The organism is Pelomonas sp. Root1217 (genome assembly GCF_001425705.1).
Lineage (GTDB): Bacteria > Pseudomonadota > Gammaproteobacteria > Burkholderiales > Burkholderiaceae_C > Pelomonas.
Genome location: NZ_LMDC01000012.1, coordinates 343,789 through 365,143, shown reverse-complemented (window position 1 = coordinate 365,143; position 21,355 = coordinate 343,789). Strand labels below are relative to the sequence as shown.

24 protein-coding genes are annotated in these 21,355 nt (G+C 66.5%); 9 read left to right on the top strand and 15 right to left on the bottom strand.

Annotated elements, in window-relative coordinates:
* The first annotated feature begins 108 nt into the window (after window positions 1–108).
* Window positions 109–1,143: a hypothetical protein gene (locus tag ASC95_RS10615; RefSeq protein WP_057297688.1), complete on the top strand. Its 1,035-nt coding sequence runs from the start codon at window positions 109–111 to the stop codon at window positions 1,141–1,143.
* A gap of 25 nt (window positions 1,144–1,168) precedes the next feature.
* On the opposite strand, the gene ASC95_RS10610 is transcribed toward ASC95_RS10615, so the two are convergent.
* Together ASC95_RS10610 and ASC95_RS10605 are read right to left on the bottom strand one after the other, a co-directional pair.
* Window positions 1,169–1,492, bottom strand: a complete 324-nt coding sequence (locus ASC95_RS10610) for a hypothetical protein (protein WP_157256131.1) — start codon at window positions 1,490–1,492, stop codon at window positions 1,169–1,171.
* Between the two features lie 168 nt (window positions 1,493–1,660).
* Window positions 1,661–2,542, bottom strand: coding sequence for a LysR family transcriptional regulator (locus ASC95_RS10605; protein ID WP_057297686.1), 882 nt, complete (start codon window positions 2,540–2,542; stop codon window positions 1,661–1,663).
* A gap of 132 nt (window positions 2,543–2,674) precedes the next feature.
* Here ASC95_RS10605 and ASC95_RS10600 point away from each other — a divergent pair, with 132 nt between their 5' ends.
* The 5 genes from ASC95_RS10600 (at window position 2,675) to ASC95_RS31850 (ending at window position 6,004) form a co-directional block, all read left to right on the top strand.
* Window positions 2,675–3,631 carry a DMT family transporter gene (locus tag ASC95_RS10600; RefSeq protein WP_057297685.1) on the top strand — a complete coding sequence of 319 codons (957 nt, stop codon included), beginning with the start codon at window positions 2,675–2,677 and terminating at the stop codon, window positions 3,629–3,631.
* Window positions 3,632–3,704: 73 nt separating this feature from the next.
* On the top strand, window positions 3,705–4,586 hold the full coding sequence (locus ASC95_RS10595) for a S9 family peptidase (RefSeq protein ID WP_057297684.1): 882 nt from the start codon (window positions 3,705–3,707) through the stop codon (window positions 4,584–4,586).
* Between the two features lie 44 nt (window positions 4,587–4,630).
* Window positions 4,631–5,569 (top strand): alpha/beta hydrolase, encoded by a 939-nt coding sequence (locus ASC95_RS10590; protein ID WP_057298327.1) that lies wholly within the window; start codon window positions 4,631–4,633, stop codon window positions 5,567–5,569.
* Window positions 5,566–5,703, top strand: a complete 138-nt coding sequence (locus ASC95_RS31855) for a hypothetical protein (RefSeq protein WP_235537886.1) — start codon at window positions 5,566–5,568, stop codon at window positions 5,701–5,703. Before ASC95_RS10590 ends, ASC95_RS31855 begins: the two co-directional genes overlap by 4 nt.
* A 16-nt stretch (window positions 5,704–5,719) precedes the next feature.
* A complete protein-coding gene (locus ASC95_RS31850; RefSeq protein ID WP_369820610.1) occupies window positions 5,720–6,004 on the top strand; it encodes an alpha/beta hydrolase family protein in 285 nt (94 codons plus the stop codon).
* Here ASC95_RS31850 and ASC95_RS10580 read toward each other — a convergent pair.
* Both ASC95_RS10580 and ASC95_RS10575 read right to left on the bottom strand, forming a co-directional pair.
* Entirely contained in the window at window positions 6,001–7,329 is a 1,329-nt protein-coding gene (locus ASC95_RS10580) for a type II toxin-antitoxin system HipA family toxin (protein WP_057297682.1), read from the bottom strand. The two genes, ASC95_RS31850 and ASC95_RS10580, sit on opposite strands and share 4 nt — an antisense overlap.
* Window positions 7,326–7,610: a helix-turn-helix domain-containing protein gene (locus ASC95_RS10575; protein ID WP_057297681.1), complete on the bottom strand. Its 285-nt coding sequence runs from the start codon at window positions 7,608–7,610 to the stop codon at window positions 7,326–7,328. Before ASC95_RS10575 ends, ASC95_RS10580 begins: the two co-directional genes overlap by 4 nt.
* A gap of 108 nt (window positions 7,611–7,718) precedes the next feature.
* On the opposite strand from ASC95_RS10575, the gene ASC95_RS10570 reads away from it, so the two are divergent.
* The 3 genes from ASC95_RS10570 (at window position 7,719) to ASC95_RS10560 (ending at window position 10,220) form a co-directional block, all read left to right on the top strand.
* Complete coding sequence (locus tag ASC95_RS10570; protein WP_057297680.1) at window positions 7,719–8,492, top strand: ThuA domain-containing protein; 774 nt, start codon at window positions 7,719–7,721, stop codon at window positions 8,490–8,492.
* Between the two features lie 101 nt (window positions 8,493–8,593).
* Window positions 8,594–8,848: a helix-turn-helix domain-containing protein gene (locus ASC95_RS10565; RefSeq protein WP_057297679.1), complete on the top strand. Its 255-nt coding sequence runs from the start codon at window positions 8,594–8,596 to the stop codon at window positions 8,846–8,848.
* A gap of 1 nt (window position 8,849) precedes the next feature.
* Window positions 8,850–10,220 (top strand): HipA domain-containing protein, encoded by a 1,371-nt coding sequence (locus ASC95_RS10560; protein WP_057297678.1) that lies wholly within the window; start codon window positions 8,850–8,852, stop codon window positions 10,218–10,220.
* A gap of 22 nt (window positions 10,221–10,242) precedes the next feature.
* Here the strand turns inward: ASC95_RS10560 and ASC95_RS10555 are convergent, their stop codons facing one another.
* From ASC95_RS10555 to ASC95_RS10505, 11 genes are all read right to left on the bottom strand, one after another.
* On the bottom strand, window positions 10,243–11,496 hold the full coding sequence (locus ASC95_RS10555; protein WP_082567680.1) for a D-alanyl-D-alanine carboxypeptidase family protein: 1,254 nt from the start codon (window positions 11,494–11,496) through the stop codon (window positions 10,243–10,245).
* Between the two features lie 94 nt (window positions 11,497–11,590).
* Window positions 11,591–12,112: a hypothetical protein gene (locus tag ASC95_RS10550; protein ID WP_057297677.1), complete on the bottom strand. Its 522-nt coding sequence runs from the start codon at window positions 12,110–12,112 to the stop codon at window positions 11,591–11,593.
* A 131-nt stretch (window positions 12,113–12,243) separates the two neighbouring features.
* A complete protein-coding gene (locus ASC95_RS10545; protein WP_057297676.1) occupies window positions 12,244–12,849 on the bottom strand; it encodes a plasmid pRiA4b ORF-3 family protein in 606 nt (201 codons plus the stop codon).
* Window positions 12,850–13,205: 356 nt separating this feature from the next.
* Window positions 13,206–13,688 carry an H-NS family nucleoid-associated regulatory protein gene (locus ASC95_RS31355; protein ID WP_057297675.1) on the bottom strand — a complete coding sequence of 161 codons (483 nt, stop codon included), beginning with the start codon at window positions 13,686–13,688 and terminating at the stop codon, window positions 13,206–13,208.
* Window positions 13,689–14,317: 629 nt separating this feature from the next.
* Window positions 14,318–14,632 carry a type II toxin-antitoxin system RelE/ParE family toxin gene (locus ASC95_RS10535; protein WP_057297674.1) on the bottom strand — a complete coding sequence of 105 codons (315 nt, stop codon included), beginning with the start codon at window positions 14,630–14,632 and terminating at the stop codon, window positions 14,318–14,320.
* Entirely contained in the window at window positions 14,629–14,901 is a 273-nt protein-coding gene (locus ASC95_RS10530; protein ID WP_057298325.1) for a YlcI/YnfO family protein, read from the bottom strand. The genes ASC95_RS10535 and ASC95_RS10530 overlap by 4 nt, the downstream gene beginning before the upstream one ends.
* 54 nt (window positions 14,902–14,955) lie before the next feature.
* Complete coding sequence (locus tag ASC95_RS10525; RefSeq protein WP_057297673.1) at window positions 14,956–15,411, bottom strand: hypothetical protein; 456 nt, start codon at window positions 15,409–15,411, stop codon at window positions 14,956–14,958.
* Window positions 15,412–15,426: 15 nt separating this feature from the next.
* Window positions 15,427–16,314 (bottom strand): hypothetical protein, encoded by an 888-nt coding sequence (locus ASC95_RS10520; protein WP_157256125.1) that lies wholly within the window; start codon window positions 16,312–16,314, stop codon window positions 15,427–15,429.
* Between the two features lie 381 nt (window positions 16,315–16,695).
* A complete protein-coding gene (locus tag ASC95_RS10515) occupies window positions 16,696–17,685 on the bottom strand; it encodes a hypothetical protein (protein ID WP_057297671.1) in 990 nt (329 codons plus the stop codon).
* A gap of 2 nt (window positions 17,686–17,687) precedes the next feature.
* Entirely contained in the window at window positions 17,688–18,305 is a 618-nt protein-coding gene (locus ASC95_RS10510; RefSeq protein ID WP_235537885.1) for a hypothetical protein, read from the bottom strand.
* A gap of 125 nt (window positions 18,306–18,430) precedes the next feature.
* The gene (locus tag ASC95_RS10505) at window positions 18,431–20,452 is read right to left on the bottom strand and encodes a type IV secretory system conjugative DNA transfer family protein (RefSeq protein WP_162250753.1); all 2,022 of its coding nucleotides are present in this window, start codon (window positions 20,450–20,452) and stop codon (window positions 18,431–18,433) included.
* Window positions 20,453–21,355 lie beyond the last annotated feature (903 nt).

Here is a 21,355-nt window from a genome sequence, read left to right as displayed (position 1 = left end):
TCACCGCGCCGCGCCATGCGGCGCCACCGCCGGCTCCGCAAAGCTGAGGATGCCGGGCACGCCCATGACGGCTAGCGTCGCGGCCTTGCAAGTCAGCGCGAGGTGGCCATGGACGAAGTCAGAGTTTCCCGGCGGGTCAAATGGGGCGTCATCGGGCTGCTGGCGATCTGCGCCGTGCTGGCGCTCACCTTGCTGGCGCCCAGCCCGAAGAACGATTCCGCGCTCTGGTTTGTTGGCCTGCTGGTGCTGATGGCCACCGCGCTGACGCTGACGGCCATCGTCTTCGGCGGCCTCAACCTCAGCGACGCCAACGAGGCTTTCGGTTTGCCCTCGGGCTCGGTGCGCACCCTGCTGGCCGTGGGCGTGATGGTGCTGTTCGCGGTGTTCGGCCTGAAGTTCTTCAGCGAAGCGCAGGAAGAGGCCCGCATGCCCCGCCCCGGCGACAAGCCCTTCGAGCAGCAGATCGAGGTGCCGGTCGCCCGGCTGGCGGATGAGATCACGCGCTACAAGCAGGTGCCTTCGCTGCTTGTCGTCGTCGCGTCACCCGGCCGCGCCGCCTCGGGCGCCGATGCCGGCGCCAATGCCAAGCTCAACCTCTACACGCTGGAGTCGCGCCCCTCGGCCAGCGCGATGGACGGGCAAAAGCAGCTGCTCACGGCCATCATCACCCTGCTGACGACGGTGGTGGGCTTCTACTTCGGCAGCAAGAGTGCCGGTGACGGCCTGCGTGCACGCAACGAGGGCACGCCCGCCGACCCCACGGCTCCACAGCGCCAGCAGGCGGCCCTGGCCACCGAGCTCGGCGCGCTGGACGCCCACATCAAGAGTGACCGCGAGACCTTTGAGGCCTTGCGCAACGCACAGGGTGACGTCGACCCGGCCAGGCGCCAGAAGCTGGATGAGGCGCAGGGCCTGTCGAGCCGCCTGGACGCGCTGCGCGACCAGCTGGCCCGCGCGCTGACCGAGGCTCAAACCCGTATGGGTGCCATCGCCGCGGCGCCGGCTGGCGGCGAGGCCGCTGCCCGTGACGCGGCCCAGAAGGCACTGGCGCGTGCCAGCACCGAGCTGGATGCGCTGAAGCAGGCTGCCCAGCAGTTCGAGGCCGCAGTCGCTCAGTTGCGCACGCCAGCTGCCAAGACTTGACGCCTTCGGTCGCAGCAGACAGCTCTCAGTTCGCAGCGTTTGCCTGAGCCCCGGCGTTGCCGTCCGAGGTTGCTGGCGAGGCGGCCACTCCCGACGAGGCGAAGCCAGCCGACGACTCGTCTGGCCAGTTTCCACTTGAACGAAGCTGGCTCAGTTGCCAGTCCATGTCTTCGATGAGCGCACGCAACTGGTCTGCGGCGTCTTTGCGCAGGGCTTGCAAGTGGGTCAGCTCACGGTCGGTCATTTGATGATCCGGGTGAAAGATCTGCCTCTCGTACTCACTCACCGCATCTTGAGCTTGGGCCCATTGCTGATAAAGCCCGCTGAACCCCTGAATACCGTTTTGCACTACAACCGCCCCGCTTCCACTTGGGGAGGGCACCTGTGGACCTCCGCCTGACAGCGAGGATAGGTATTTGCCGCCCTAGAGGTGTAGGACGATTCCGCATGATGGCGTGTGGACCTTGGGGGTCGCCTCGACGTCGCGCCTCGCCGCGTGCTCGTGATCTGCGATCGTTCAAACCCAGGTCAACGCCACCGCATCCCGCACCGCCCCCACGGCAGGCACGGCCAGTGCCGCCGGGCTGCTGATCCAGCAGAACCAGGTCGGCGCTGACCAGCCTGGCCAGATGCGGGCCTGGCCGGCGTCTTCCATCAGCGCCGCCTGGTCGCGCCGCACCATGCCGGCGCCCATGCCGGCCGCCACCATGCTGCGCACCGCCACCTCGGTGTCGGCCTGCAGGCCCACCTCCAGCACGGCACCGGCCTGGCTGAACAGCCTTTCCTGATGGCTGCGCAGGCCGCAGTCGGGCGGCGTCGTCACCCAGGGCAGGGCGGCCAGGCCGGCCAGGTCGGGCGGCAGGCCGCCGTGTATCAGCAGGCGCTGCGGCACCACGGGCACGATCTCGGCGGCCTGCAGGCGCCGTACTTCCAGGCCCTCGATCTCGGCATGCTCGTGCAGCACGCAGGCGCAGTCCAGCTCGCCGCGGCGCACGGATGCAATGGCGCGCAGCGACACCATCTGTTGCAGTTGCAGCTGCACCCCCGGATGGTGCTCGGCCAGGTGCACGAACACCTCGCCCAGGCGCAGCGCTACCGCGTCGCTGACCGTGCCCATGCGCACCTGGCCGCGCGCCTCGCCGCGGATCTGCGCGGCTGCCGCCTGCATGCCTTGCGCCGCGGCCAGCGTGCGGCGCGCTTCCTCCAGCAGGCGCTCGCCGGCGGCCGTCAGCGCCATGCCGCGGGCGCTGCGCTCGAACAGCTTGACGCCGAACTCGTCCTCCAGCGCCTTGAGCTGGGCGCTGACGGCCGGCGGGCTGGTGAACACGCGCTCCGCGGCGCGCGTGAGGTTGCCCTCGGTGGCCACGGCGACAAAGGTCTTGAGCTGGTAGATCTCCATGGCCGGCATTCTGAACATGCAGCGCATGGCCAGGGTGTGGATTTTCCGAACGGGGCGGTCGGCCGAAACGAATGGATGAATTCGCGCCAGGCGCCGAGAGTGAAGGCATCGACATTCGTCTGGAGACCCTCCATGACCGCCAACACCCGGCCCGGCGCCATCACCGCCCTGCTCTTTGCCACCTCCACCTGGGGCAGCCTGTTCCTGATCGGCAAGACCGTCGTGGCCCAGCTGGACCCCGTCTGGTTCACCTTCTCCCGCTACACGCTGGCGACCGCCGTGCTGGCCCTGCTCGTGCAGTTCGCCGGCCACCAGCCCTGGGCCAAGCTGCGCCGGCATGCCCTGCGCCACAGCCTCGTCGGCCTGGCCGGCTATGGCGTGTTCAGCATCATGGTCTTCCACGGCCTGCGCCTGTCGCTGCCCTCGCACGGCTCCGTCATCATGGCCACCATGCCCTTCACGACGATGGCGCTGCGCTGGGCGCTGGACGGCCAACGCCCGCCGCTGCGCGCCTTGCTCGGCGCAGCACTTGCGCTCGCCGGCGTTGCCACCGTGGCCAACCTGCTGGGCCAGGCTGGCGAGATCAATGCCCGCATGCTGCTGGGCGACGCGATCACGCTGACCGGCACGCTGGGCTGGGTGCTCTACACCCGCGCCATGGCCAAGGTGCCCGACCATAGTCCGCTGGAGTACACCGCGCTGACAGCGATCGCCGCCCTGCCGGGGCTGGCGCTGGTCGCGCTGCTGGCTACGCTGCTCGGCTGGGCCCAGGCGCCGTCGCCCGAGTTGCTGCTGGACCTGAGCCCGAAGCTCGTCTACATCGCCCTGGTGCCCACCGTCGCGGCCGTGCTGGCCTTTAACGCCGGCGTCAAGAAGCTTGGCGCGCCGCTGGGCACGCTGTTCCTGAACATGGTGCCGGTGTCGGTCATCGCCGTGCATGCCGTGATGGGTGAGGCGCCGCATGCCAACGAGATCGCCGGCGCGGCGCTGGTGGGTATCGGTCTGGCGCTGACGGTCTGGGCGCCCAGGGCCGCCGCAGCGCCGGCGCCGCGCGTGGCCCTGGGCAACGCGGCGCCTTGCACACGCTGAAGCCGGTGCTCACCACGCTGTCATCCAAGCGGCCTAGCCTCGGCGTTCCACGCCGCCGAGGTTCCCCGCGCCCATGCCACCGCTGACTGCTCTCCTGCCCTGGACCTGGGCCCTCCTTCTCCTGCTCGCCCTGCCGGCCGCCCTCATCGGCCTGCAGGGCAAATTGCTGTTCGGCCGCACCTGGGTCATCCGCCGCACCGACCCCGGCCCGGCGGCGGCACGCAGGCGCAACGAAGCCGTCTGGCTGGACCGCCCCGGCGGCGTGCGCCTGCAGGGCTGGCTGACCCAGCCAGTGGATGCCCCGCAACCAAGCCGCCTGCTGCTGTGGTTCGGCGGGCGCAACGAGCACGTCGCCTGGACGCCCGACCTCGCCGGTTGGCTGCCCGACGACTGCGCGTTGCTGGCCTTCAACTACCGCAGCCTGGGCGAGAGTGGCGGCTGGCCGAGCGAAGCTGCCTGCGTGGCCGACGCGCAAGCCGCCGCGGCCTGGGGACTGGCACGGCTGGGACTGCCGTCAACCGCCCTGCACCTGGCCGGACGCAGCCTGGGCACCGGCGTGGCCATGCAGCTCGCCGCCCGCCTGGCCGCAGCCGGCCGGCCGGTGGCCAGCGTCGCGCTGATCACGCCGCTGAAGAGCCTGCGCGCGGTGCTGCGGCGCAACCTGCTGCTCGCGCCGCTGACGCCCTGGCTGCGCTCGCCGCTGGACAGCGTCGCCGCCGCAACTGCGGTGAAGGGTGCAGACGTGCTGGTGCTGCTGGCCGAGCAGGACCGCCAGGTACCGCATGCGCATTCCCACACCCTTGTGCAGGCCCTGCAGCGCGCCGGCGCAGCCGTCACCGTGCATCAGCTCGCCGGCACCGACCACCGCAGCCTGGCGCGCACGCCCGCGGCCATGCGGCAGTTGGGCGGGTGGTTGCTGGAGCCGCGTTTTCGTCACAGCGCTGAGCGTTGCTGAGCGCCCTGTGCCAAGCGGGCAGCGCGCTGGCACACTGCGCCGGCATGAAGCGCCGCCTGTTGCTCTTGTCGACCTTGCTGCCCATGATGACCCTCGCCGCCCCGCCGGCCGTGCTGCCGCTCTGGCCTGAAGGCGTGCCTGCCGCCGTGCGGGCTGATGCCCCCGCCACGCGCGGCGACCTTGGTCCCGAGCGTGAAGCCGGCGGCAGCATCTCCAACGTGTCGGTGCCCACGCTCGCCGTTGTGCCGCCCGCCGTCGACCGGCCCAACGGCACCGCCGTGATCCTGTGCCCGGGCGGCGGCTACAGCTACCTGTCGGCCAACCGCGAGGGGCACCAGTACGCTGCCTGGCTGAGCACGCTGGGCATCACCACCTTCATCCTCAAAAGCCGCCTGCAGGAGTGGGGCCACCCCGCGCCGCTGCAGGATGTGCTGCGCGCCATCCGCCTGGTGCGCTCGCGCGCGGCCGAGTTCGGTGTCGACCCCAGACGCATCGGCGTGATGGGCAGCTCCGCCGGCGGCCACCTGGCGGCCAGCGCCAGCACGCTGTTCGACCATGCCGACGGCCGCACCGGCGCCGGGCTGGACAACATCAGCGCCCGGCCGGACTTCGCCGTGCTCGTCTACCCCGTCATCACCATGGCCGACCCCGCCGCCCACGCCGGCTCGCGCCGCGCACTGCTCGGCGACGCGCCCAGCCCGGCGCTGCTGGCGCTGCTGTCCGTGGATCAGCAGGTGACGTCCGCCACGCCGCCCACGCTGCTACTGCACACGCAAGGCGACAAGTCCGTGCCGGTGCAGAACAGCATCCTGTACTACCAGGCGCTCACGCGCGCCGGCGTACCGGCCGAGATGGTCCTCTTCGAGCAGGGCGGCCACGGCATCGGCATGCGCGACGGCCTGGGCACGGCGTCGGCCTGGCCGCGGCGCGCAGAGGACTGGCTGCGCATGCGCGGGCTGCTGGGCAAGGAGGCCGCGCGATGAGCACCAAGACGAAGACCCAGGCGCTGGCTGCCGCCGCGATGCTGGGCGCCGCAGCCGCTGCCACGCCCGCGCTGGCCGCCGACACCCAGTTCGCCGTCCTCGTGCTGGCCATGCCCACCAAGTCACGCCGCTGAAAAGCCTGCGCGCGGGCTGCGGCGCAACCCGCTGCTCGCGCCGCTGACGCCCTGGCTGCGCTCGCCGCTGGACAGCGTCGCCGCCGCGCGGGCGCTGAACTGCGAGGTGCTGGTGCTGCTGGCCGAGCGCGACCGCCAGGTGCCGCACGCGCATTCACACACCCTCGTGCAGGCCCTGCAGCGCGCCGGCGCGGCCGTCACCGTGCATCAGCTCGCCGGCACCAACCACCGCAGCCTGGCGCGCACGCCCGCGGCCATGCGGCAGCTGGGCGGCTGGTTGCGGGCGTCGGCGGCGCTCTAACGCTTGCCCAACAACGGCGAGCGGCCGATCTTGCTCGCGTTCGTCCCGAGCTTGGGCGGCGCCGAGAAGCCTTCGAAGGCGGCTCCCGATTTCCACTCGCCCACCGCATAGCTGCGCGGCTCCCGCAGTCCTTCAACGCCCTCGGCCCAGGCCATCAGCATGCGCTTGCCGATGTCGTTGAAGGCCGGATGGTCCGCCATGGCCTGCCTCACCAGCGGCCCGACGCCGGCCACCGCATCGCTGATGGCCTCGACGATCTGAAGCTGCTCCTTGGGCTGAATGCCAAAGTTGGCCGCAATGAAGCGCTGCAGGTTCTTGCCCGGGGTCCAGGTCTTCTTGCCCATGAACTCGATGCCCGGCGGGTTGTGTTGGAAGCCCGCGTACACCTTGGTGGTCAGCAGGTCGTACGCGGGCGACAAATGCACGTCGGCACGCGAGGTGTACAGCAGCGCGAGGTTCTTGGCGTGGCAGTCGGCGTTACGCAGCGCGTAGGTGAGCAGCAACAGCGTGGCCAGCTGGCGGAAGGTGGCCAGCCGCCGCTCGCCGGGGATGTGGTCGCGCACAGCCTTGGCGATGCGCTCCCAGGTGGTGTCGTACTTGGCGGCCGGGCGCAGCCCCAGCAGGGCGCAAAAATCTTCCATGCCCCAGTGGGGCTGGCCTTGCTCGTCCACATCGAAGCGGTGCACGACCAGGGCTTGCCCGTCGTCCGACACCTCGGTCCGGGCCGTGGGCAGCAGCCTGGCAGCCACTTGCATGCACAGATGCTCGTTGAGTGCGACGAAGGGCAGCTGCCTGCTGGAGCCCTTGATGATGTGGCGCCGTGTGACGACGCTGGCCTTGCGGTGGGCGGCCAAAGGCGCTGCCTCCTGCTGCGCGTCAAGGAACTTGGGCACCACGCCCGAGACGCCGCTGGTCGCGTGCTGTCGCACCAGTTCGGCAAAGGCCTCTTCGGAGTTGTCGCCGCGCAGCAGGTCGGCCACCTCGACAGGTCGCGCCGGCTCATCCAGCGTCGCACCCGGAGCTGCCACTTGCAGCCGGCCCACCATGTTGCGGCCGATGACGGACAGCAGCGCGACCGGGCTGGCGCCTACGTGCGGGCCGAACTGCTCTTGCAGCACTTGCAGCAGATAGCCCTCGGGCAGGTTCATCTGCAGGACAGGCGGCAGCTGGTCGTCCCAGACGTAGGACTCCGTGCGCACGGGCATGGTCAGCGAGACCAAGTCGTCCACCGCCGCATGCGGGTGATAGGCGAGGACGCTGCGAAAGTCGCCCTGCTGCTCCAGCAGGGCGACCTCGCGGCCAAGCACGGAGACGGCGAGCTTCATGAGGGCTCGGCATCGGTCCGGCGCCCAGGCGACGCAGCACGCTCGCGGCGCAGTTCGTCCAGCGTGCCCGACTGCCCCGTGAGGATCACATCAAGCTCGGCGCCCAGGACGGCCAATACGGCCAACAGCTTGCGCGACCCGAATTCCGCACTGCGCCCGCGCTCGAAGCGCGACAGCGATTCAGCGCTGATGCCCGCACGCTCGGCAACTTCGGCCTGCTTCAGCTTCAGTTTCCAACGCAGGCCGGCCACGGACTGACCAAGCTCTTGGAGGGTTTGCATTTGATATTTATGTCAATTTTCCTGCAAATATTGCACCAACTTGACGTAAACATCAAGCGATTGATCGATGGCAACGTTGCCCAGCTTGCTGGAAGAATCTGCCGCACCATGAAGAAAACCCTGAACGCCCTCGCGGTGGCCGCCGCCGTGGCCAGCACGCCGGCCCTGGCGGCCGACACGCAGTTCGCCGTCCTCGTGCTGGCCATGCCCACCAAGTACCACTACGAGTACATCCCGGTGGCGCGCGAGAGCTTCGAGAAGCTGGCCAAGCTGCACACCTTTGACTTGACCTGGACGGCCCAGCCCGGCGCCTTCGAGGGCGACCTGAGCAAGTACGCGGCGGTGGTGCTGCTGAACAGCTCCGGCGAGGAATTCAACGAGGCCCAGCGGGCGGGCTTCGAGCGCTACATGAAGGCGGGCGGCAACGCCGTCGTCGTGCACCGCGCCATCATCAGCAAGCCGGGCCTCTGGCCGTGGTACGAGAAGCTGGTGGGCCGCTGCTTCGTCATCCACCCCATGCTGCAGACGGCCGTCGTCACCAAGGTGGACGCTTCCCACCCCGCCACCTTCGGCCTGCCGGACAAGTGGATCTGGTCAGACGAGTGGTACGAGTTCAGCAACCCGCACGGCGTGAAGATCAACCCCGTGCTGGCGGTGGACGAGCGGACGTACGACCCCAAGAAGATCTGGCCCGGCCAGGTCGCCACCGGCATGGGCGCCGACCACCCGGTGAGCTGGTGGCACGCGGTCGAGAAGGGCCGCGTGTTCGTCACGGCGCTGGGGCACAACGGCGAGATGTACCGCGACGGGCGGTATCTGGACCACCTGTGGGGCGGCGTGTGGTGGGCGGCGAAGGGTTTGGGCGTATCACCCAAGCCCTGAAAGATCGATTTCGTCGATATTTTCTTTTTATCGGCAAAGTCGATATTTGACTTATATCGGCCAAATCGATACAACGCAAAAATAGATCGAGATTCGCCCCCATGACGCACCGCCTTGTCCACTCGCCCGAGCAGCTTGCTGTGTTGCTCAAGACCACCCGCAAGGCCCGCCGGCTCACCCAAGGCGAACTGGCCACGCGGATGGGCCTGAGCGCGAACCGCTTCTCCGAACTCGAATCGGGCCTGGGCGCCCTGACCGTCCAGCGCTTGTTCGAACTGACCCAGGCCCTGGGCCTGGAAATCTTCATCGCCAACGCCGACAGCCCTGCCGCAGACGCCCCCGCGGCGCAGTGGTGACATGGCTGGTCGTCCCTCACACGCCAAGGCGCTGTCCCTCTGGATGAACGGCCTTCGGGTCGGCGAATGGCGCATCCCCACGCGCGGGCCGATGGAGCTGGCCTACGACCCGGCCTGGCTGGCTGCGCCCGAGGCGCGGCCGTTGTCGCTGTCCCTCCCCTTGCCGCTGGCGCCTGTGCCGCTGACCTCCACGGCCGTCGGCAGCTACTTCGACAACCTGCTGCCCGACCACGAGCCCATCCGCCGGCGCATCGCGTCACGCTTCCGGCTGGCCGACACCAGCCCCTTCAACCTGTTGGCCGAGATTGGCCGCGACTGCGTCGGCGCGCTGCAGCTGCTGCCCGTAAACGCCGAGACACCCGACGTCCGGCGCATCGATGCCGAGCCGCTGGACGAAGCCGGCGTCGAACAGGCCCTGGACCGCGCCGTGACGCCGACCGGCGGCATGGCCACCGCCGCGGACGGCGACGCCGAGTTCCGCATCTCCATCGCCGGTGCGCAGGACAAGACCGCGCTGCTGTGGCACCAGGGCCAGTGGTGCCGGCCGCAAGGCGCCACGCCCACCACGCATTTGTTCAAGCTGCCCCTCGGACTGATCGGCGGGCAGAGCCGGCAGATCGACTTCACGGCGTCAGTCGACAACGAGTGGTTGTGCCTGCGTCTGCTCGGCCTGTACGGCCTGCCCGTGCCGCAGGCCCAGATCGCCACCTTCGGCAAGCACCGCCCGCTGATCGTCGAACGCTTCGACCGGCGCCTGGTGCCGGCCACGGGTGATGGCCAGGGCGCCTGGTGGCTGCGCCTGCCGCAGGAAGACTTCTGCCAGGTCTTTGCGCTGCCACCGACGGCCAAGTACGAGCGCGACGGCGGGCCAGGCATCGTCGAGATCGCGGGCAAGCTGCGCCTGAGCGTGAACCCCAACGCCCAGGCCGACGTGGAGAACTTCATCAGCGCGCAGATCCTGTTCTGGATGCTCGCGGCCATCGACGGCCACGCCAAGAACTTCAGCCTCCAGCTCCTGCCGCAGGGCCGCTACCGGCTGGCGCCCTTCTACGACGTACTTTCTGCCTGGCCGGTGGCCGGCCCCGCGCCCAGCCAGATCAACATGCACAAAGCCAGGCTGGCCATGAGCCTGCAGGGCAAGAACAGGCACAGCAAGATCCTCGAGATCCAGCGGCGGCATTTCGACAGCACGGCTCAGTTGTGCGGGCTGGGCTCCGCAGAGCCGCTGGTCGAGCGCATCCTGGCGCTCACGCCGCGGGTCATCGAGCAGGCACAGCGAGAACTCCCGCCGGGGTTTTCGCAGCAGGTGCTCGACAAGGCGCTGAAGGGGTTGGCCGACATGGCAGCGCGGCTTGGCGCTGGAACGGGCTGACGCCTGACCACCCCGCCGCGCACTACTTCGAGAACCAGCCGGCGATGCGCTGTTTGATGCGCAAGAAGAAGCCGGCGCGCTCCACATCGGCCAGCGCGACGATCGGCATCTCGCCGAGCTGCTTGCCGTTGGCCACCGCGACCACCTTGCCGATGACGGCACCCTTGGCGATCGGCGCCTCCAGGCCCGGATTCAGCGACACCTCGGTCTTGACCGCGGCCCCTTGCCCCTTCGGGATCACCAGAGTCCATGGCTGTGCAATGCCAGCTGCGACCTCTGGGGCCACGCCGTACACCACCTTGGCGTTGGCCAGCGCCACGCCCGCCTGGGCCGGCGTGGCTTCCTCGAAATTGGCGTAGCCCCAGTTGAACAACACCCGGGTCTGGTCGGCGCGGGCCTGCTTGCTGTTCGCGTTCATGATGACCGAGATCAGGCGCATGCCATTGCGCTTGGACGAGGCGGTCAGGCAATAGCCGGCGTCCTCCGTGTGCCCGGTCTTGAGCCCGTCGACGGTCGAGTCGGTGTACAGAAGTGCATTGCGGTTGCCCTGCTTGATCTTGTTGTACGTGAACTCGCGCTCGGCGTAGATCGGGTAGTACTCGGCGCTGTTGCGGATGATGGCTGCGGCCAGCACGGCCAGGTCTTTCGCCGAGGCCTTGTTGTTGGGGTCGGGCAGGCCCGCGGCGTTCGCAAAGTGCGTCTTCGTCATGCCGAGCTTGGCGGCTTCGGCATTCATCAGGGTGACGAAGCCGGCCTCCGAGCCGCCGACATGTTCGGCCAGCGCCTTGGAGGCGTCATTGCCACTGGCGATGACGACGCCGCGCAGCATGTCCATCAAGGAGGCCTTCTCGTTGAGCGGCACGAACATGCAGCTGTCGCCGTCCTTGCCGCCGCGGCACCAGGCGCTCTCGCTCATGGTGACCATCTCGTCAGGCTTGAGCTTGCCGCTCTTGAGGCCCTGCTCGACGAGGTAGCTGGTCATCATTTTGGTGAGCGACGCCGGCGGCAGCGGTTCGTCCGGGTTGGACGACGCGAGCAGCTGGCCCGTGTTGAAGTCCATCAGCACCCACGCCTTGTTCTCGAGCACCGGCACCGACTGTCCGCTGGCGTCGGTGGTCATCTCTGGCGCGGTGGACGCGGCCGCCTTCTTCGCCTTGTGAGCTGCGGCATGGGGCTTGGCGTGCGACGCGGCGCTGGCGGCGCCCGCCAAGCCGATCAGGATCGAGCTTGCAAGAATGCAAGGGAGCAGAGGGGAAATGCGCAGTTGGCGGGTCATTGAGAGAGGCTTCCTAAAGAATTCAGTGCGTCGCACGCGATCCATCAGATCACGGGCAACAGTTGGCGGAGCACCTTGCTGGGCGCCTTGTCGATCAGACGTCAACGAGATGTCGGAGCAATCCGAAGGCAACGCGCCACTTCTGGCCGTCGCTATCCAATGTGGCGGTGTGTTGATTGATGCGCACGATCAAGCCCACGCGGTGCTGCAGGTTCGTATCGGTGAAGCTCACGCGGTTGCCGACACGAAAGTCTGCGCGACCGGCGATCTCCGGCGGCGGGCGGGGCTTGTCAGGCTGAGCCTGCGCTGACGCCGGGCCCGTGCCGGTTGAGGTGGCACCAGGCTCGGTGAGTATCGCCCCATAGTGCACCTTGAAGGGCTTGCTGTAGGCCGGATCATGGATGGCCACTTGGTCACCGTGCATGCCCACGACGCGTCCCGAGTGCAGCTTGCCGTCTGTCCAATGCAGGTACTGCACCTGCTGGCCGGTGTGCAGCTGCGCGCGTGCCTGCACGAGGCGTCGCGGGTCGGCCAGCAGTTGCTCGATGACCCAGCTGAGCTGGTACAGCTCGGCGCTGGTCGCCATGGGCAGCTCTTCGATCAGCTTGATGCGCATGGGCCCCATTTTGCCGATACCGCCTCGCTCAGGCCGCCGGCCTCGACCGCCCACCATGTTGAAACGCGCCACGGCGGCAACATGGCCGGCATCCACCTATTGATGGCTGCGTTCACTACGCTCGATCCGATTCAGGGCAGGTCGAGCAGCCAGTCGCGGATAGCCCGGTTGGCGGCATTGATGTCGAAGCTCTTCGGATCGAAGGGACCGCCATACCATCGCCGCATGGCGTCATGCTCCGGGTGGGACAGGTCCCGCATGGCCTGCAGGAAGTCCTCGTAGCCGCTGAGTCCGCCGACATCCTCAGGCGGGCAAGCGTTGGCACCGGCCAGGCATATCGGCCAACCGTTGCGCATTTCATCGGCGACTTCGACGCCTTGCACCGTCACGTCATGATTCCAGCTGTCGCCGAAGTCGTACTGGTACGCAAACCCCTCGGTCGATGTGCCTATCACCTCGTCGAGGCTGTATCCGCCATCGGGCAACACGGGCATGGCGTCTGGCCATTCGTCATCCGGAATGCCGTAGAGCGTGCCGTTGATACCGAACTGGTGCAGGTGACTGTTGGTCCAGCCCATGGCTGCCTGAATGACGCGGTCCAGGTCGGCCAGCGTCATATGGCCGGGCACGTTGATCAGGCGCCAGACCGCCGGCTCGCTGCCTTCCAGTTTCACCAGAAGTCGGTAGGCGTAGGCGGGCGTGGGTTTCCTGCGTATCGTGGTCTTGCGGGTGGCCATCAGCGCAGCGTATCAGCCGCCGGCAACGCGAACCAACGTGTTCAGTCCGTCCCGGGTGAACCACCTTGCGCCAGCATCTTGTCAACGCGGCCGACCGGGGCGGCGCAGCAGGTGAATTTGGCTGCAAGCTCCATCGCGCCCTTGAGGGGGCTTGTACGTGCATCGAACGAGTGCCGCCTTGTCTTGGACCGACCACCACCTGCGCCGCTGAGCGGTGATCAGACCTCCACAGACCCCGTGCGCCTGGGCATGCTCACAGCCAAGCTCCCATCCCCAGAGACAAATGATGGACCGTGTCCGGTGGCTCAGTGGGCTAGCTCACCGGATGGCTGCTTCGCCGTCGGGGACTGAACCGCTTACGCGGCAGCCGATGCGGCCGGCTTGGCCCGCGGCTTGCGGCCAGACGCCTTCTTCGCGACAGCGCGCTTCTTCGAGGACGCCGTGACCGCCGGAGCGGTCCTTGACTTCCTCTTGGCAGACCGCTTGGCAACCTTGGTCGCAGACGAGGCCTTCGCGCCCGCACCTCCAACCAGGAACTCTTCCAAGGCCTTGCCAGCTTCCAGGGCCTGGCGCAGCCATTCGGGCCGCTTGCCCATACCGCCCCAGGTGTTGCCGGCGCCGTCGGCAAACTTAGCCGCACGCACCAGCGGCGCGGCCTTTTGCTTCGGCTTGACGACTGCGGCCCGACGAGCCGTGGCCTGGCCAAACAGTTGCTCAGGCGTGAGGCTGTACTTGGTGATCTCCTTCTGGATCCTGTCGATGACCTCGGACTGAATGGAGGCGGCCTCCTTCTGCAGTCGTTCGATTTGATTGAGGATGGAAGAAAGTGACTTGACCATTGATTGGGTCCTAAGTGGGTTCAAGAACTGCGAAGTTCAGTCGCATTGCGACTGAACTTTAGTTCACGGAACTCTGGGGTGATATCCGAGAGGGAACGATCTGTCCGCGCAAAGGAGGACACCGTGAAGTCCACCCAAGCGAGTCCCATGCCCTGGACATCTCCGAACCGATTGATGTCTAGTTACGCAACCAACCGAGTGCATCCGACGGCCGGCCGGCATCGGAAGAGTTCGCAACGCAATCCTCGGCTGGTTTGGTTCACTGCGACGCTTCACGTCAGCCGACAAGAGTTCAATGGCATTTCCTCGCCTCAGCGCGCGGGCCCTCGCGGTTGGGCTCATCACCATGCTTGCGCTGGACCGGTGTCGGGCATCGCCGTACTGGTCCTTTGTCCCGGCGACACCAGTACACCAGCCGATATCGCAGCGATAGCAGCGCAGCCTGCATACCTGGCAGTGACGTTCGTGTTGGGGACCATGACGACAGCGGTGGGCGGCGGCTCTGCGCTCGCCTCGCATCGAGCCTTCCGTACTGGCATGCCGCGACCTTCGGCGTTCTCAGTGTTGTCGCGGGGCTGCTTTTGTCCGATCCACCACGCACCGCTTTGCCTGCGGGTTGCCTGGACAGGTCAATAGAAGTCTTCCTCGCGCTGATGGCGTGCGCCGATCGCGAGCACCAATTCGGGCGAGCAGATCTCAAAGCGCAGGATGTACCCGGTGGTGCCGAACGGGATGATGAGTTCGCGCAGCGTCGACCGGGCACCGACCCTGCGGTAGCTGTACGGCGTTGTCGCCAGGTGGCTCAGTGTGGCTTGTCGGATGACCTTGACCGCCCCGTCGGCCACATCCAGTTCTTCGAGCGTTTCGGCGCGATTGAGCAGGAAGTCGTAGAGCCGCAGCAGATCGTCTTCAGCGCCTTGCGTGAATTCGACGGCGTAACTCATCCGCCCAGTTGTTTGCGGCGCTTGGCCAGCTTGGCTTCGAGCTTGGCGATGACCTGGGCGGCAGGGATGGACACACCTGTGCGCTCATACTCGGCCAGCGATGCGTCGCAACGCGAAGCGAAGTCAGTCTGAACGCGCCGGTACTCAACGGCATTGCGTACAGCGACCTCGACGAAGTCGGTCAGTGTCTCGCCAGGACGAAGCACCGCGTCGAGGCTGGCGCGCAGCTCGGACTCGACACGGACTTGGGGAATGACAGCGTCTTTCATGGTCGCTTCGTAGTGCAAACGCACTACGGCCTCAACCCAGCTCGGCTGCTCCACCTATTTCAGCGCTTCCTTCAAGGTCTGCGCGCCTTCCACGATCGTCTTGCCGTTGCCCGTCAGCACCGCTGCGGCGAAGTCGATGACGGCGCCGATCTTGGCCAGCTTGGCCTTGACGCTCTTGACCTTGTCGATCACCCGCTGTGCCGCATCGACCGCCGACTTGATGTGCTCCGCTGAGATCTTCGCTTCACCTGCTTGCAAGAGGATGCTCAAGCCGGTGAGCGCGGTGGCTTTCGCTGCCAGGCGGTCTTGCACCGCCAGGATGGCCTCGATGACGTCCTGCGCGGTCGCCTTCTCCAATTCCTCGTTGAGCGCATCGAGCTGGTCGTTCAGGAACGTCCTCAACGAGGCCAGCGAGGCTTCGTCAAGCTGATCCCCGACCTGGGCGACCGCGATGAGTTGCTGCCCAGGCCCGGAAGTGGCTGTGGATTCATTGTTCGCTTCGGTGCTCATGCTCTGTTCCTATGCTTAAAAGCCCGCCTCGATGGCATCCCGCGCCTCAAGTGTCTTGGTCCGGAAATCGTCCAACTGGTTCAGCAGCGCCCGCGGGTCCGACTTGAGCGCCTCTTGCTGAAACACCGGCACAGAGGCAATCCAGGCGTCGATGGCGGCGACGATCTTGGTGGGCACATCGCCGGCTTTGCCCGCCTTGGCCAGGCGGGAGTCGATCGCCTTCGAAGTCACCCCGATCTGGCGGCGCATTTCCGCGGTCCGGATGGGCTCCGCCACGGCCATGGGTTTTCCCATGCCCACACTGATCTCGCTGCCCCGCGACACGCGCGCGGTCGTGGTCAGCCAGCCGTCGTAGTTGGACTGCTGGGCCTCGTCGACAAAGAAGTTTCGCAAGACGCGCGCGTTGGCCACGAGGTCCGGCCCTGCGGCCACCAGCCGCCGGATGCCTTCCTCACGCTCGGCCTTCACAAGGACGTCAGCGAGCAGCGACAACACACTGGCGACAGCGGTGACCTTCTTGGGGTTGACGATCGAAGCGCCGTCCTTGTCCTTGAGTGCGCCCAGCTTCTTGGCCGTTCCCTGAATGGAACTGCGAACCTCGAACTGCTTGTCGTCCACCATCGCCAGCAGGGTCCTGGCGTAGAGCTCCAGGGTGTCGACGGTGACGTCTTGAAACGCGACGGTGGCGTCACCCGTCAAGCCACAGCTCTTCTTGAGTTCCTTGGCAGCTTCGACATCGCCCGTTGGCGTTGATTCGGACAGCAGAACGCGCACGTCCGCGGCGTCGTTGCACAGCTTGGCGACCTGCTGGATCTCCTGCCGCACGGCACCCGTCATCTTGGTGGTCTCGCCAGCGAAGTTGGTGATCGCTTTGTAGTTGGCGCAGCCGGCCAACGCCAGCACGGCGAAGGCTGCTATCGCACGCAGTGGCACGCTCATGTCTTACTCCCCTTTGAGCCTAAAGGGGGCGAATGATCGGCGGCGCTGGGGGGAAGGCTCATCCCAAGAATTGATGAGGCCGCCACCACCCGAGGCAGAACCCTGCACCAGAAGGCGGCGAACTCGACGTGCCGCAACAGGCGAAGGGATGCGCTGCACGTCGAAACGAGCAACCGCCACGCGGTCCGGGCATCGCGCGCTCAACGCGTGCGCGGACAGTTTTCGCCGGCCAGTGCCGCCGTACCGACCTTGGTGTCGCTTGCGATCGACGCGGGCGGAGCGGTCGGTCGCGCCCATGGAGGACTGCGATGTGCCCGCCCGCTCTGGCCGCGGGGCGCTTGCCGCTCAGCGCTCCCATTCCACGTCCGGACGAACCCGGGGCTGGATTTCCAGCGTCCGCTTCGGCTCTCGATTCGCGCGAGCACGGCTCGTCTCCGGCATGAGTTCCGGACGATCCCGAAGCAGCGCCTTGATGAAGGGCGTGTCACGAAGGAATTCACCGACCTGGACGGCCAGCCTGCGGTCATCGTCCCGTTCGGAGTCCTGCAGCGCCGCAAGGATGTTCGCCCAACTCGACATGGCGTCCGCACAGCGCTTCTGGAAGGATCTGCCGTTCTTGGTGTCGGGGCTGCGGACGCGCATGCGTCCATCGTCGTTGGCCTTCAAGCGCCACACCGGATCGAAATGCCGCGTCGCGCCACGCACTTCCGAGCGGGTCGCGCTGGCGTCGACGCCCCACGCCTGCAGCCTGTCGGCAAACGTCTCACGCCAGCGCTTGATGTCCCCCATGCCATGACTCAGGCGCTCGCCCGCAATCGATTCGTGTTTGACGCAGAGGTGCACGTGCGGACTGGCCTGGTGCTTGTGAAGGACCATGACGTAGCGGTACCCGGCGAACTCGATCCTGGCGAAGTCGCGCGCCGCCTCCTTCAACAGGTCGGCATCGGTACCAGCACGCAGCGCCAGCACAAGGTTGAGTGCTTCGCGACGCGTCTCAACGTCAGCGATGAACCTGCCGCTGTAGCGCCACTGATCGACCAGGTCGCGCAGCGCCTCGCGGCCTTCACGGATCGTCCCACGATCGTCCTCGAACCCCAGCCGGCCCCTCTGGGTGATGTAGCGCATATGCGCTGCGATCGCGACCATGCCCTTGCCGCCCCCGCTGATCTTGACGATCACCTGCGGCGCACGCCTCACCAGCGCCGAGATGCGCCCGCGGATGACGGCCGCCCGTCGATTCAGGTAAGGCGGCGGATCCGGCTTCACGATACGGTTGCCGGGGTAGAACAGCCTGTCGCCCCACTGGACCAGAACACCATCGATGTTGCGAGCCATGTCTACCACCTCGGTCTTCGATAGGGCTTGAGTTCGGCAATCAGCACCGAAGCGGTCCTCAGGTGATTGCGGACCTCGTGGTCGAGCGACCTGACGTTCGCCTGCTGTGACGCCAGCGACTCCGAGGTCGGCGTCTGCCTAGCGAAAAGGCGCAGCAACTCACTGAGGTCGGTAGACAACGCCGCCAGGCGATCCGTGGAGTTCCTCAGCGCCTGCACCGCCGCCGCGTGGTCCAGTGGCAGCGCAGGAGGAGAGATGCCTTTCAGCAACGACCACACGAACTCGCCGCGCGTCATGAACGCTGCACGTGCCCGTTCGGTCAGCTCGGTTGCGAACGCTGGCGGCATGTGAAGGTGGAAGTGCACATTGCGCGCGGAATGCTCAAAGGGCTGCGCGATGCCCCCCGCGTCCATCCGCCCCTGGATGTCGTCGAGCATTTTCAGCGTGGCTCGTCGAACGATGTCAGCCATCGTGGTCCGCTGCCGCCGCGCCTCCGCACGCAGGCGCGGACCCAGGCTGCCAAGGACGAACTGCAGCTTGTGACGTTCAATCACGCCAGGCTCCGGCTCTTGGTCAGGCGTGCCCCCTTCGGGCAATGCCGTGAATGCGTCCCACAGCATGAGTTGCTCCGGTTCCCTGTTGCTTGTTACCTTGTCCATTTCTTCACTCAACCGTTGACGTCGCTCGAGCGGCCCGTCCGACAAGGGCTGCAATGACGCCAGCCCCAACGCCACCGTGAGCCGCGTCAGTGCCTCGTGATGCCCTCGTCTTCTGCAAAGCGATGATCAGTCCTGATGTCCTGAGCCGCCTTCTCGTGCGATTTCTCGAGGCGGGCCGACAGCGCGGCGAGGTCTCGAACCAGAGGCGAACCCGAGGTTTTGCCGGCCGGGCAGTGCTCATCGACAGGCTCGCGCACATCGGACTTCCGACGCCGAACGCGCACCATGTGCCGTTGCATGTCCAGGCGTGGGACCATCGGTGGCGGTCGCAGCCGCTGATTCAGATCCGCGTCAATGTGATAGCGGATCTTGCGTGCCAACACCGGTCTGCAGTTCTGTGTGACCAAGACCAACAGCTCGCTGCCCAGTTCCTTGAACTCTTGGGGAAACAGCAACGGTCGACGTGGTCTGCGCTCATCGCGCAAGAAGAAGCTGCGCAAGTGTCTGGACGCGCATCGGGCCAGGCCAAGTGGCATCGCCTTTTGGCTGCGACAACCCAGCATGGCGCTGTACTCGTGGGCATCACCCCGCAGGAGCGTCGCGTAGAAGATCCGCACCGCATGGTTTGCCGCGAACCGGCGCGCCTCTTCCCATCCGTACATGGCGCTCAGCTCGGACATGGACTGGGCGACGGTAAGGAGCGTCAAGTTGTAGTCGCCGAAAACGGCGGCCTTCGAGGCGATGGACTCAACGCGTCCCAGGGCGGTGGACGCCTGGTTCACAACCAGGCATTGGTACTTCAAAGCCGGATCCTGCACTGGAGCCTGCCGCGTGTTCAGAGCCACAAGTTGCGAGAAGAACAGGTTCAGCAACGGCTTGGCGCTGCCGAGGCGCCCGGCCGGGACACGAACGTAGATTGACATCCGGCGGCGCCGAACATCCTCGAGCCGGAAGTCGTCGCCACTGGTGGCCGCATCCACGCTCATCTCGCCGAAGATGCACAGCGCTTCTTTGAAGGTGGCGACGACGTGCGACCAAATGCCTTGTGGGTTATCGAAATCCGTTGCCAGAATGTCGGCTTCTTCTGGAGACAACGATCTGCCGTCCTCGCGACGTTGCCTGGCCATCCACAGCATCAGGGATCGCAGGCGAGACGCTTGCCTGAGCATCTCTCCGATCGTGCGCGGCAACTCCGGTGACTCGAACAGGATGAGGCCCAGCTTGACAAACAGACTGCGAGCGATCTTGTAATAAAACGCGTCTGAGCTTTCCTGACCGACGCTGGGGAAGAACGCCTGTGCGATGACCCGCAGGTCGGCCTCGCGGTGCTCCTTGTCATCGCGAACGGCTGACAGCGGATTCCAACAATGGCTTCGCGCTTGTTCGTCGAACGGAGAAAACGTGAAGACGGGCTGGCCGCCCGCTCGAAAGCCCGCGGTGACATCGAAGTACCGGCCGTCGATATCCAGCACGACCACGGAGTCGGCCCAGCACAGCAGGTTCGGGATCACCATTCCCACCCCTTTGTCACTGCGGGGTGGACCGAACAACATGACCGGCTGTCCACCGGGCAGACTCAAGCAGTTGGCCCTGTGTGTTCCTACGACGAGCCTGGGATCGCCTCCATGATCGAGGAGACCCGCACGTCTGATCTCAGCCACGCTGGCAAACCTGGCCGCCACGCGCTGGCGGCGCAAGAGTTCGAGCAGGCGGCGCCAGGGTACGAAACTGGCCGCCCACGCGACCTGAAGCACCACGAGAACTGCGCCTGCCGACCTGACGGTGGCGGACACGAGCCGCACGTGCTGTTGCGGCTCGTCCGCGTACCACCTCCAGTAGTCGAAGATGCTGGTGATGCCCGCCTGCGCTGGATCGGCCTGGTTCGCCATCAGAAACAACACGCCCGCCGCGTACATGGCTGCAGCGGTCAGCGCGCCAAGGGCAAGGCCGCCAAGGGCACATAGGGCAGGATTGCGATGGGTTGACCAAATTGCCATCAGGTGCTCCCTGAAGTTGAAACGCCGTGGGAACCTGCCGGCTTGCGCCGGTACAGCGATGGGTTCTTCTGTGCCGAACGGCTCGTCGGCCCGATCGCCTGTTGAGTTCATGTCAGTTCCCCTGGCCATAACACGCACACAGCGCCGCTCGATCAGCGGATCCGCGGCGTCATGACCACGGCGGTGATTGCAGGCCTTGGACGGCTAACTGTCCAGATGCGCTGATTCACGTCACCACCGGTTCCCGAGGGCTCGGCAGACCACTCAACCAGCCGTCAGATGGCACTTGAGGGATCGAAAGCCGAACGTTGGCAGCAGCATTCCGATGGCGCTCAAGGTGCGCTCGGGAAATCACTGAACTCGCAACGCGAAAACTTCGGGGCCTCAAACGTCCGCCGGTCCTGCCCCTCTAACAGAGCAGAATCGCCGTTTCATCTGGTTGCAAAAACGTCTGCAAATGACCTCGCTTACGTCGGCAGGGAGCCGCCGTACGGCAGGCGACCTTCAAGATGGACGTGCCCCCCTCTGGCAATACCGGACCGAACGCCTTCGCCTCGCACCACCGCGACGCTCGCCTAAAACCGACCTGCCGGAGGTCCGTCCGTCAACCGCCAACATGCGCAGGCCAGCATGGCCGCCCGGCACAGGTTCGATGGCCAGCTCGCCCCGGGGGAATATCTGCGCCGGGGTCGAGCGGCGGGGAAGAGTCACGCCGATAAACGCTATTCGTCGGGCCGCGGGCGACGCCGGCGTCCCTCATGGCGACCTCGGTCGGGTAGAGCGAGGCACGATCAACATTTCCATCGACAACACTGATGCTTTGACTCTCGCCATAGGCGTGCCTCTGCGCGACTAGGTCGATGCCACGAAGTTCACCGGATTCGATGGCGAATGAGAAGACCGGCCGTACCCCGCAGTGGCGACATTCGGATCGCAAGCGGCCAACAGAACTTGCCCTTGCACCCTCATGGTCAACGACGTAGGTGATCCAAGCGTGGTCTCTCATCGGCGTGA

Coding starts and splice junctions, on each gene's coding strand:
- ASC95_RS10595 (WP_057297684.1), top strand. CDS start 3,705: ATGCCACCGCTGACTGCTCTCCTGCCCTGGACCTGGGCCCTCCTTCTC.
- ASC95_RS31355 (WP_057297675.1), bottom strand. CDS start 13,688: ATGGTCAAGTCACTTTCTTCCATCCTCAATCAAATCGAACGACTGCAG.
- ASC95_RS10555 (WP_082567680.1), bottom strand. CDS start 11,496: ATGACCCGCCAACTGCGCATTTCCCCTCTGCTCCCTTGCATTCTTGCA.
- ASC95_RS10525 (WP_057297673.1), bottom strand. CDS start 15,411: ATGAGCACCGAAGCGAACAATGAATCCACAGCCACTTCCGGGCCTGGG.
- ASC95_RS10570 (WP_057297680.1), top strand. CDS start 7,719: ATGAAGAAAACCCTGAACGCCCTCGCGGTGGCCGCCGCCGTGGCCAGC.
- ASC95_RS10605 (WP_057297686.1), bottom strand. CDS start 2,542: ATGGAGATCTACCAGCTCAAGACCTTTGTCGCCGTGGCCACCGAGGGC.
- ASC95_RS10600 (WP_057297685.1), top strand. CDS start 2,675: ATGACCGCCAACACCCGGCCCGGCGCCATCACCGCCCTGCTCTTTGCC.
- ASC95_RS10560 (WP_057297678.1), top strand. CDS start 8,850: ATGGCTGGTCGTCCCTCACACGCCAAGGCGCTGTCCCTCTGGATGAAC.
- ASC95_RS10510 (WP_235537885.1), bottom strand. CDS start 18,305: ATGCTGTGGGACGCATTCACGGCATTGCCCGAAGGGGGCACGCCTGAC.
- ASC95_RS10515 (WP_057297671.1), bottom strand. CDS start 17,685: ATGGCTCGCAACATCGATGGTGTTCTGGTCCAGTGGGGCGACAGGCTG.
- ASC95_RS10575 (WP_057297681.1), bottom strand. CDS start 7,610: ATGCAAACCCTCCAAGAGCTTGGTCAGTCCGTGGCCGGCCTGCGTTGG.
- ASC95_RS10590 (WP_057298327.1), top strand. CDS start 4,631: ATGAAGCGCCGCCTGTTGCTCTTGTCGACCTTGCTGCCCATGATGACC.
- ASC95_RS10615 (WP_057297688.1), top strand. CDS start 109: ATGGACGAAGTCAGAGTTTCCCGGCGGGTCAAATGGGGCGTCATCGGG.
- ASC95_RS10565 (WP_057297679.1), top strand. CDS start 8,594: ATGACGCACCGCCTTGTCCACTCGCCCGAGCAGCTTGCTGTGTTGCTC.
- ASC95_RS10535 (WP_057297674.1), bottom strand. CDS start 14,632: ATGAGTTACGCCGTCGAATTCACGCAAGGCGCTGAAGACGATCTGCTG.
- ASC95_RS10505 (WP_162250753.1), bottom strand. CDS start 20,452: ATGAACTCAACAGGCGATCGGGCCGACGAGCCGTTCGGCACAGAAGAA.
- ASC95_RS10550 (WP_057297677.1), bottom strand. CDS start 12,112: ATGCGCATCAAGCTGATCGAAGAGCTGCCCATGGCGACCAGCGCCGAG.
- ASC95_RS31855 (WP_235537886.1), top strand. CDS start 5,566: ATGAGCACCAAGACGAAGACCCAGGCGCTGGCTGCCGCCGCGATGCTG.
- ASC95_RS10545 (WP_057297676.1), bottom strand. CDS start 12,849: ATGGCCACCCGCAAGACCACGATACGCAGGAAACCCACGCCCGCCTAC.
- ASC95_RS10580 (WP_057297682.1), bottom strand. CDS start 7,329: ATGAAGCTCGCCGTCTCCGTGCTTGGCCGCGAGGTCGCCCTGCTGGAG.
- ASC95_RS10530 (WP_057298325.1), bottom strand. CDS start 14,901: ATGAAAGACGCTGTCATTCCCCAAGTCCGTGTCGAGTCCGAGCTGCGC.